This is a genomic window from Cyanobacterium sp., assembly GCF_054166785.1.
Genome location: NZ_JBSZCP010000067.1, coordinates 18,537 through 29,327 on the forward strand (window position 1 = coordinate 18,537; position 10,791 = coordinate 29,327).

7 protein-coding genes are annotated in these 10,791 nt (G+C 38.0%); 1 reads left to right on the forward strand and 6 read right to left on the reverse strand.

What is annotated here, in order from left to right:
• Positions 1–14 precede the first annotated feature (14 nt).
• Positions 15–2,840, forward strand: coding sequence for a PAS domain-containing protein (locus ACXITR_RS14105; RefSeq protein WP_457997862.1), 2,826 nt, complete (start codon positions 15–17; stop codon positions 2,838–2,840).
• 12 nt (positions 2,841–2,852) lie between these two features.
• Here ACXITR_RS14105 and ACXITR_RS14110 read toward each other — a convergent pair whose 3' ends face one another.
• From ACXITR_RS14110 to ACXITR_RS14135, 6 genes are all read right to left on the reverse strand, one after another.
• A complete protein-coding gene (locus ACXITR_RS14110; RefSeq protein WP_457997863.1) occupies positions 2,853–5,051 on the reverse strand; it encodes a hybrid sensor histidine kinase/response regulator in 2,199 nt (732 codons plus the stop codon).
• 197 nt (positions 5,052–5,248) lie between these two features.
• The gene (locus ACXITR_RS14115) at positions 5,249–6,664 is read right to left on the reverse strand and encodes a GAF domain-containing sensor histidine kinase (RefSeq protein WP_457997864.1); all 1,416 of its coding nucleotides are present in this window, start codon (positions 6,662–6,664) and stop codon (positions 5,249–5,251) included.
• A 100-nt stretch (positions 6,665–6,764) separates the two neighbouring features.
• Complete coding sequence (locus ACXITR_RS14120; protein WP_457997865.1) at positions 6,765–8,405, reverse strand: SpoIID/LytB domain-containing protein; 1,641 nt, start codon at positions 8,403–8,405, stop codon at positions 6,765–6,767.
• Between the two features lie 3 nt (positions 8,406–8,408).
• Positions 8,409–9,047 carry a DUF3038 domain-containing protein gene (locus ACXITR_RS14125; RefSeq protein ID WP_457997866.1) on the reverse strand — a complete coding sequence of 213 codons (639 nt, stop codon included), beginning with the start codon at positions 9,045–9,047 and terminating at the stop codon, positions 8,409–8,411.
• 246 nt (positions 9,048–9,293) lie between these two features.
• On the reverse strand, positions 9,294–10,379 hold the full coding sequence (locus ACXITR_RS14130; RefSeq protein WP_457997867.1) for a linear amide C-N hydrolase: 1,086 nt from the start codon (positions 10,377–10,379) through the stop codon (positions 9,294–9,296).
• Between the two features lie 141 nt (positions 10,380–10,520).
• Positions 10,521–10,718, reverse strand: coding sequence for a transposase (locus tag ACXITR_RS14135; RefSeq protein WP_457997868.1), 198 nt, complete (start codon positions 10,716–10,718; stop codon positions 10,521–10,523).
• Positions 10,719–10,791 lie beyond the last annotated feature (73 nt).

Here is a 10,791-nt window from a genome sequence, read left to right on the forward strand (position 1 = left end):
GCCGTTGACAAACCATGACTTCCTCATCGTTATTGCCACCATACGTTGAACAAAATTTTGTTACTGTAGCCTCTGAAAGTGCTATCACCAAAATTATTGAGCAGATGAGTAGAGGAAGCAATGGGGCAAATGGTAATCAAAAACCAACCTGTGCTTTTGTAGAAGAAAATAATCACCTAATCGGATTAATTTATCCCACAGATATAATTTCCCTCCTAGCTCAAAGATTATCATGGGAATCGATTTCAGTATCCCAAATAATGACCACCAAATTTGTTACCCGTCAGGTTGAGCAGTTAGAGAATATTAATGATTTAATTACATTATTTTTCCAAGAGAATATTGAAATTTTGCCGATTATCGATGGTGAAGGAAAAGGAATCGGCATCATCACTTCCCATAGTTTGTTAAAAGGTGTTGAATGTAATAATTGTTTATCATTTAACCCCAAAAATATCGTTACGGATAATAGACAACCTATTTTTTCATCCCAAACAAAACCCATCATAAACGATCAAAAAACTGAAGCTAAAAATAGTCGTTTAGCTTATTTTTTAGAATCGAGTCTCAATGAAATATTTGTTTTTTCCACCGATACACTACAGATTCTGTATGCCAACAAAAAAGCAATCAATAATCTTGGTTATGATATGCGGACTCTTTCCACGATGAAAATGGTGGATTTTAAACCTGAATTTGATTGGCAGCAATTTCACGCCCAGATTAAACCCTTACGCAATGGGCAAAAGGGATCACTAATATATCAAACTATTCATCAAAGGGCTGACCAAACTTTTTATCCTGTGGAAGTTCATTTACAGTTAATTAAAGAAGAAAATCAAGAGGTATTTTTAGCAACAATTCTCGACATTACCGAACGTAAAAAAGCTGAAAAAGCACTAATAGAGAGTGAAGCCCGTTGGCAATTAGCGGTAGAAGGGGCGGGGGATGGTACTTGGGATTGGAATCCCCAAACCAATGAGGTTCATTTTTCTAGGCAGTGGAAAAAAATGCTAGGTTTTGAAGATGAAGAAATAGGCGATCGCCTTGAGGAGTGGAGCGATAGAGTACATCCTGATGACCTAGATTCCTGTTACCAAGAAATAGAAAAATATTTAAGGGGTGAAACCTCTATTTATCAAAACGAGCATAGAATGCTCTGTAAAAATGGTCAGTATAAATGGATATTAGATCGAGGGCAGGTAATAGAAAAAGATACGGAAGGTCGCCCCATCAGATTTATCGGTACCCATAGCGATATTGATTATAGAAAAGCCATCGAACTAGCCTTAATAGAATTTAAACAAAGATTAGAACAACTTGCCCTCCATATCCCGGGCATGATTTTTCAATATCGTCTTCGCCCCGATGGTAGCTCTCATTTTCCTTATACCAGTGATGGCATCAAAAAACTATTCCAACTTACCCCAGAGGAAGTAAAAAATGATGCAACCCCCGTATTTAACATAGTTCATTCTCAGGATATGGAAAAGGTTAGCCAATTACTGGAAGAATCAGCCCAAAATTTAACCCGTTCGTACTGTGAGTATCGAATCCATCGCCGAGACGGAAGCATAATTTGGGTTGCAGGGCATTCTACCCCCACCAAACAGCCCGATGGAAGTATTATCTGGCATGGTTATATTTGTGACATCAGCAATCGCATAAAAATCCAGCAAGAATTAATCCAAGCAAAAGAAACAGCTGAAGCCGCTACCAAAGCAAAAAGTGCATTTCTTGCCATGATGAGCCATGAAATTCGTACCCCCATGAATGGAGTAATCGGTATGACAGGCTTATTATTAGACACACCATTAGCTCCAGAACAAAGAGAATTTGTCGAAACCATCCGCAGTAGTGGAGATAGTTTGTTGACCATTATTAATGATATTCTCGACTTTTCCAAAATAGAATCAGGAAATTTACAATTAGAAAAACAAGCATTTAATCTTCAGGAATGTATAGACAGCGTTTTTGATTTATTACAATTTCAAGCCAAAAAGAAAAACCTAGACTTTACCTACAATTATTCCTCCGAACTTCCAACCATGTTCATGGGAGATGTAACCCGTATTCGTCAAGTTTTAGTAAATCTGTTGGGAAATGCCCTTAAGTTTACCGAAAAAGAACAGGTTAGTTTAACTATTGACGGTGATAAAAATAATAATAATGAGTATAAAATTCTATTTGCCATCAAAGATACTGGAATTGGTATTCCCAAAGAAAGACAAGATAAATTATTCAAATCCTTTAGTCAAGTTGATTCTGCCAATAATCGTAAATATGGTGGTACAGGCTTAGGATTAGCTATCAGTAAGTTATTAACTGAGCATATGGGGGGCAAAGTTTGGGTAGAAAGCGAAATGGATATGGGGGCAACTTTTTACTTTACCATCAGAATCCCCGCCGTTCAAAGAAAAATACAACCCATGGAAAAAGAGACGTTTTCTGGTGAACTAGAACTATCTCCCATGAAGAAAAGTTTAAAAATTCTTTTGGCAGAAGATAATATCATTAATCAAAAAGTAGCTTTATTAAGTCTAAAAAAAATAGGCTACTTAGCCGATGTGGTATCCAATGGATTAGAAGCTATTGAGGCGATACAGCGTCAGCCCTACGATGTTATTTTAATGGATATACAAATGCCTGAGATGGACGGCTTAGAGGCTACCCGTTGGATTAGAAACAATCATCCTTTGGAGCGACAACCCCGTATCATTGCTATGACAGCAGGGGCAATGGAAAACGATCGCACTTTATGCCTAGAGGCAGGAATGAATGGTTACATTCCTAAACCGATTAACATGGAGAATCTAAAACAAATTTTAGGCTTTAGTTAATCTGAATTTGAGCTAATTAACCCTCTCCATCACCTTACTAATCTTTTTCAATAAAATTCTTGGTTGCAAAGGCTTTAATAAATATTCATCCACCCCAAAACTAGACAACTGCTCCCAATCTTGACCACTTATTTCATCACGAATAACAATCAAATAAACATCAGGATTACTCAATGCTTTAATCTCCATGGCAAAATTTAAAGAAACCGACTGATTTTGCTCCAAAACAATCACCCGAGGATTAACCAATTCAATTTTACTAACCGCATCCGTTGCATCCAATAACCAAATTACTTGATAATCCGCCGCCGTCAACAATTCACATAAAAAAGTCCCAATCTCGTCATCCTCACAAATAACCACCACCGTTTTATTTTCTTCAGAATATTCCAACGAATTAGATTTTGAGGGCGATCGCACTAAAGCACTAGAATCAGAATTAGGTAAATAAACAGTAAAACTAGAACCCTTATCAACGGAAGACTCCACCTCAATTATCCCCCCATGAAGTTCCACCAAATGTTTAGTCAACGCCAACCCCAAACCCGTACCCGGATTAGTACGAGTGCGATAATTTTCTAACTGTTGAAACTTAGTAAATAACAAAGGAAGTTGCTCCTTACAAATGCCAATGCCCGTATCCTCCACCTGAAAAATCCCCTGATTTCCCTCTCTCCACACCCTCAAAATTACCTCTCCCCCTGCCCCCGTAAACTTAATGGCATTATCAATCAAATTCAGCAATATTTGATAAAGTCTTTCCCCATCAGCATAAAATAAATCATCCTCCTCCGCCACTCGATAATCCATCTGCACTATCACCCCCTTATTACGGGCAATCTCTAAACCATAAAGTAAAACCATCTGGGCAATGCTTTTTAAAGTAATAGGCTCTATATTTAACAAATACTTTCCCGACTCAATTTCCGTAAAATCAAGAATATTATTAATTAACTGTAATAACTTTCGTCCATTATCTTGAATTATCTTCAAATATCGAGTTTGTTTTTCGGGGGTTAAAATACTATCCGCACCATCTTTTGACCAATGAAGCAAAGTTCCTGATAAACCAATAATACAAGTTAAAGGAGTCCTCAACTCATGGCTAATACTACCTAAAAACTCACTTTTAGACTGTTGGGCTACCTCCGCCAAAATTAAAGCATCTTGTAATTGTTTCGCTTTTTTTTCAACCTGTTTTTCTAAGGCTTTTTTTTGTTCCTGTAATTGTTGATAATAGTCATCCTGATACACCGCCACTGCCAAATATTCGCTAATGTGCTTCAAGAATTTAATCTCATGATCATGCCAAGTTCTCACATTTTCACATTGATGAGCCACCAATAAAGCCCATGTTCGATGTTTGACCACAATGGGAATAACTATTTTTGCTTTTACTTTTAGTTGACCCATCACTTGTATCAAATTACTATCTAAACCGCTGTTATCAACATCATCAACAATCAAGATAAAATCTTCTGCATACTTATCTTCACAATCAATTCCTTTAAAATAATCATCATCACTTAAATTTAATAGAGATTCAACTTCTTCCGATGCCTTTGTTTCATAGGTGACAATATCAATATACTTTTTTTCGTCATCCTTTTGAGTAAAGACATTAATTTGATAAATAAAAAGACGATCTATTTTTAATAAAGTCTGAACTTGATCTAAGGTACTTTGAATGATCGGTTTTAAATCGATATTATCTTGAATTTTTTGGGTTAATATATGTAAAATCTCCTCTTGCTTAACTCTACTTTGTAAAATATTTTCGATGGGAGAATCACTTATTAAACAATTATTCTCAGCATTTTCTTTTAGATCAAGGGGATTACTAAAAATCTCTAAAACTTCAACAATAAATTTTTTACCACAGCCATCATTTTCTTGGAAAATATTATTAAGACTTGCTTCGATTTTTTTATTATGCTTTAAAGTAAAAAGCGGTTTTATCTTATTATAAAAACTCTTAACTTCCTCAAGACAAAAACTAATAGTAATTTGGGAATAGAAGTCATTAATTTCCTTTTCTATCAAAAGAAGAGCTTGAAATTCAGGACTAATAATTAATTTAAAATTATGATAATAAATATTTTTTATGGCTGTTTGCTTCGTTTTACTAAAGTCCCCTTGACTAAGAAAAATAAAGTCATTCCCTTGGTTTTTTGCAGTTTCCTCCCAAAGATAATACAGTTTATCTAACATCTGCTGTGAGATAATTTTTTTATGGAGAGAGAGATTATAGTTAGCCATTATAGATATTTTGTTTTAAATGAGTTGGCTAAAATTAATTCGCTGATATTACTATGATGAATCTTATTTAGCTATTTTGATAAAACTGTAATCTTTTCTAAAGATTAGAGGGTGATGTAACAATGAAGCGATGGAAATGGTATCTCGATTTAATAGGATTCTAAGTAATGGGGCGTTGTGGGAATATTCACTTCAAAACGATAGCCTAATTCTTGATTACCTTTTAGGTTGATGTATCCTTGCTGTAATTTTGCTAGATAACAACTAAATAGCAGAGTTATCATGTCATAACCATAGGTTTTTATCTCATCTAAGTAAGATTTTATTTCGTCTTGGGATGTATTGTTTTGCTCGATATGGTAATACTTTTGAATGGCTTGGAGGTACCTTTCCGTTTTTTCATAGGGGATACCATCTCCTAGCCATGGGTGTTTGATGAGGATGGTTATTTTAATCTGGGATGGTTGATGGGAAAAGTGTACTTGAATATTGCCTCCGGGGCGGGCGGTTTCGATGATAGTTGTTACGAGGTAGTAAATGGTTTGTTTAAGTTTTTCCCTATCGAGGTGCCAAAGTTTTTCTCCAGGTTCGAGGGATATGCGTAGGGAGCATTGTTTATTTTCTGCCGACATTTGTAGGGATTGCGTAATTTGTTCTGCGATAATGTCAATATCGACAACGGCTAGTTCTAGGTTTTTGTTGTGGTCGATGACTCCAAGACTAATAATTTCATCTAGTAGTGCGGTAATTTCTTGACCACTATCATAGATAATGTTTAGGTATTCTAGTTGTTTGTCGTTGAGTGTGCCATAGATTCCCTGTTTTAAGACGCTGGACATACCGATGACGGAGGTTAGGGGAAGGGAAATTTTTTGGATTAGTTGATTGACTAATTTTATCCTCAGATTGATGGAGTAGGTACTTTGGTAGTCTAGGCTATGGTCAGATAATGTTTGGGGGGAGGATGATAGTTGATTATTTTGGTTATGGTAGTTGGTATTTGGATAATTTTTAGTTTGGTTGACTAAATAGTCCCTTTCATATTCTGCTATGCACCAACGGGCAGTTAGGGATATATATTCTATCTGTTCGGGGGAAAATGGACGAGATTCGAGGTCAAAAATTTCTAAACAACCGATGCACTCACCTTGGGCGGTAACTAAGGGTACACCTACGTAGGCTCTGATTTGATGATGTTGAACTAGGACATTTTGGAAAAAAAAAGAGTCTTTTAGGGTATTTTCAATGCACAGAGGTTTTTTACTGTCAATTACGTAGGTGGCGAAGGAGTCTTCTTTGGAAATTTTGCGAGAACGAATTAGTTCACTATTAAAGCCAAAGTTGGCTACTCCAAATCCTGATTTGATGTGGTATTCTTCCCCGTCGAGAATGCCTAAGATACAAATGGGGCTACGGAGCGCACGAGCTGATATTTGAGTGGCTTCGTCAAACATGGGAATCACTTTATTTTTATTGAGCTTTAACTGTGCGATCGCCCTTTGACGACGATTGTTTCTCTCTTCTGGAGATTCATTATGCCAATGACAAAATAGGGGTGTCAGCATCCGACTGGGGAGTTAGTGTTGTTTATACTTTAAAATTCTATAACTTTTTTGCTCCATGAATCCTAGTAATTTCCAAGAATCATCAATTTTTAGCTATTAATTAATAATTATTTGCCCCTTGCCACCAAACAATAGAACCATTGAGCGGTTGAATGATTGCCCCTGGATAATAAAATTCGAGAATTTGTTGAGCCGAATAACCCCGATTAGCAAGACTATAACTCCCAAATTGACTTAAGCCCACTCCATGACCAAAACCACCCCCTACAAATCGATAACCGTCTAGTTGATTACCATTTTTATACATTGGCTCAAGATAAAATAAGGTACTTACGGGAGGCTCAAAGGCACTTCTTACTTCATTTTTTTCTAGCTTAACCATGCCTAAATCTGTTTCTACTTCCATCACCAAAATTCTCCCCGAAACAGAGCGTTGAGTAATTTCCATGGTTTTGATGGTGTTAAATCTTGCCAAAGGATGGCGGATTCGTTCTAAATACTTCCGTAAATCACCGTTAAGATCATTGAGGGAGCGGGGACGATTCCAACGAAATAGACGGCGCCCTACCTCATTAAACCCACTGTCGAGGGAGATAAAACGTCTTAGGTTTGCTTCGATGTTGAGAGGGTATTTTTCCAAATCCCAACGATTACCCGGAGCATCAATAACGGGTTGAAGGTAGGATCTATCTTCCCCATTCCAAGTGTCGCTGAAAGCCGATGTGATACCCCCAGAGGTAGAAAAATAAAGGGCATCTACTAATTCATTGTTATAGGTTAACACTAAACCACGGGTAGAGGCGATCGCCTGATCCGACAAAGTAGAAGTCTGACCCAATCCATAATAAACCTGACAATGGGTTGTGGCGCACATCTCATAATTATCCGCCTCAAAACGACGGGTATTACGCAAAGCATAAGTACGGGCAATAATTGTTTGTGCTTCCGCCGCCGCCCGAGGAGCATTCGGCCCAATCTCATGGGGTACAACCCCCCGTAAATAGGTTTCTATATCCACCCGATTCACAAGGGTATAATTGCCGTAGGCATTAGGTTGAATATTTAACCGTCCACCATACAAACGAACAGGACCATCACTTCCTTCCCTCACCCTGACCAAATTTTTGTTAGTGAAAATATCCAGATAATCCACCGTATAAGTATTACCCCCTAAAGTAAAAGCCACCTCGGGAATTTCTGCCAAAACCTCCGTTTCAATGTAAACCCCCTCAATTCCTTCCCCTTGAATACTATTTAATAACAATCTTTTTAGTAAAGGAGAATTATAAACATCTCTTTTCGCCCACACTTGCCAGCGCCCCGGTTGAGTAATTTCCACCTCAATGCCCAGATTACGCCAACGGTTAGCATCATCTTCCGCCGTCTCAAAAGTTGCATGATCTCCTAAAATCACCCTTTCTTCAATTTGTGGTTGCTCTAGGGCTTTAGGGGCAATGGTTAAAGTAACTTGATTAGTAGCAAGATTACGAACAGGGTTACTGCCATCATTTCCTCGCTCACGAAATCTAAGGGTGAGACTATCTCCCTCGGTACTACTAATGGTTAATTTATGATCCTCCTCTTCCCCAAATCTTTGTACAATGCCCACCCTCAACTCCACCGCTTGGGCTAGGGAATTAGGACTATTAACCCCCACCATAAGGAAAGAGAAAAAAATGATCAACCAATGATTTGCCATAACTTTACGGCATAGGGAAGAAATAAAAAACTTGTGTGTCATGACTTAATCTACTTCCCCATCAAATAAACGAACCCATAGTCTTTCCATGCCCCTCGTACCGCTGTAAAACAGAAGTTCTTCTAATAACGAAAGAGCTAACTGATTTAACTCTTGGGGAGATGCTAAATATACGGAAACCTTTGCCCTTTTGGGATTCATCCTAGAAATAAAATGAGATTTAAAACGGGTAAAATATTCTGATAACCGAAAATTATTCTCTAAAGGTATATCTTTATCCCTCATTTGCTGCACCGCCAATAGTAACTGAGTCATCGGCACAAGCAACTGTTTTGCACAGGTATGGGTTAGTAAAATTAAAGTTTTGAGTTGTTCTGGACTCAGTATTTCTCGGTTATAGCATTTACGCCAAGAATTAGTACAACGTAAGCGCCATAAATCAACTCGATTATTGATAATACCCTGAAGTCCTAGATGGTGGGAAGTTGCCAACATTTCCTCCGACGCTCCTAGTCTAAGGGCTTCAATGGCCAAGAGCAATAAATCTAACTGTTGTTGTACTCTTAACATTCCTCTGGTGGGGGGAGAGGAAATATCTGGTAATGTGTCGAGAATCACTGGTAGTGAATTAGTTCCACTGGAATCGTTATTGGGATTAGGAGTTAAGGGTACAGACTGGGTCATCTGGAAATTGCTGGTAAAATTACTAATCAATGTTAATACTTTTGATGTACTGAATTGAAAAAAGTTTCTTTTTTGATCTAAATTTTATATTACCACGCATATCCTATTACTACCGATGAGGTACGTTACACTTTAACGAAAAGACTTATGATCCATAAAAAAGTAAACTGATAAAAGCAACAATGGGCTTAAGCCCATTGCTAATAAACAATACATAAAAGTACAGTTTATAAATCGGATGTAGTATTAATTCATAGCGGGGAGAAACTGCATGGGTTCAGCCGCTTGAAAGAAGGATGAGGTATCCCCCGAAAAGGTTCTACCATCGACTATATTTAGTTTCTTAACAGGACTTCCTTCCGATAAATCTAATTTATCCATATCTACCCAAAAAACATTGGGTTGACGGGTTGACTCAAAGAAATAACGCCGATTTTTTTGATCCGACACTGTGCGCCAAATTGTTGAGGAAATTTCGGGACGCTCTGGGGTTGAAATTCCTAATGGGACAGATGCGTTACGCATCACGGAGAATACACTGGCAGCACCTTCCACAGGATCAGCGGTTTTAGGAATGGCATTAATATAAAAAGAGGCTCTCACAAAGCGATCGCTCGGTCGATTAGTTCCGGGTAACATGGTTGTACCACCAATATTTTGCCAATAAGCATTTAATGCTAGTTGTTGTTCAAAGGGCGGTGAATTAGTCATCACTTGATAGTCTCGGCTATGGTGAATTTGTAGTTTTCCTTCGATATATTCAACAATGGCGGAGTCTCCTGTGGCATCGGAGATAGAAAGATGAACTGTTCCTTCTTTTCCATCGGGAGATTGCATGGGAATAATATAAAACTCGTCTTTTGCCAAGGCTTCTACCGCTTGCTCTACGGTGGCAAAGTTGTCTAATACATACTGTACCCACAGGGATAATGACATTCCTTTTCGAGTATCTCCGGGGGCAGGGGTGGGAAATTCTGTTTCGGTGAGATAAAGCATATTTGCCACCAAACCTGCTTCATTCATGCCGTCAGCGATGCCAATATCCCAAACACTTACCCCCACGCTACCGTATTTTGAAGTCCAAGTCATGGAGTTAGCTCCTGCTAGTCCACTTCTTTCTATACCCCTTGGAAATGCCCACAGGTTGCTATCCATTTCACTACGCCAGTCCATGCTGCGTCCTGTGATGACAAGGTCTTCTTTTCCTATATATACCGCTCTTGTACAACCTAGGACAGGAATTTGGATAAGATTAGTAATAATAACTGAAAGTGCGATCGCCTTGCCAAAGTTACAGTAATTGATGAAGTCATCAAAAAATGAGAAAATCATGGGATATGATCCTACAGAACCAATAGTTTACTTTCTCATGATAATACTCAATTAATGTATCATCTTATTTTATTTGAACATTCGTTGCGACAGTCCCCAATCTCAGCGTAGCGGACTAGGGAAGGATAGCAACACCTAATTCTATTTTCCGCCTTCCTGATTCTTTATATACTGTTTGAGCTTTTCGATAGTTGCACCACCAGTGCTTGAGACGTAATAAGAGCCAGACCAAAAAGACACTTTTCCCCAATAATGAGTTACAAACACAAAGTGTAAGTGAACACTAAAAATACTGTGAGAACTTTTTCTGGGTTTCAATAGACAATCCCCCAACTGCATGATAGAATAACTAATATCCTAGCAAAACTTTTGATTAGATATGGCTACCAAAAGAGTTACGTTTAGGCTATAC

Bases quoted from the DNA above. Each gene is read 5' to 3' on its own strand.
- ACXITR_RS14105 (WP_457997862.1), top strand. From the start codon at position 15: ATGACTTCCTCATCGTTATTGCCACCATACGTTGAACAAAATTTTGTT.
- ACXITR_RS14110 (WP_457997863.1), bottom strand. From the start codon at position 5,051: ATGTTAGATAAACTGTATTATCTTTGGGAGGAAACTGCAAAAAACCAA.
- ACXITR_RS14115 (WP_457997864.1), bottom strand. From the start codon at position 6,664: ATGCTGACACCCCTATTTTGTCATTGGCATAATGAATCTCCAGAAGAG.
- ACXITR_RS14120 (WP_457997865.1), bottom strand. From the start codon at position 8,405: ATGACACACAAGTTTTTTATTTCTTCCCTATGCCGTAAAGTTATGGCA.
- ACXITR_RS14125 (WP_457997866.1), bottom strand. From the start codon at position 9,047: ATGACCCAGTCTGTACCCTTAACTCCTAATCCCAATAACGATTCCAGT.
- ACXITR_RS14130 (WP_457997867.1), bottom strand. From the start codon at position 10,379: ATGATTTTCTCATTTTTTGATGACTTCATCAATTACTGTAACTTTGGC.
- ACXITR_RS14135 (WP_457997868.1), bottom strand. From the start codon at position 10,718: ATGCAGTTGGGGGATTGTCTATTGAAACCCAGAAAAAGTTCTCACAGT.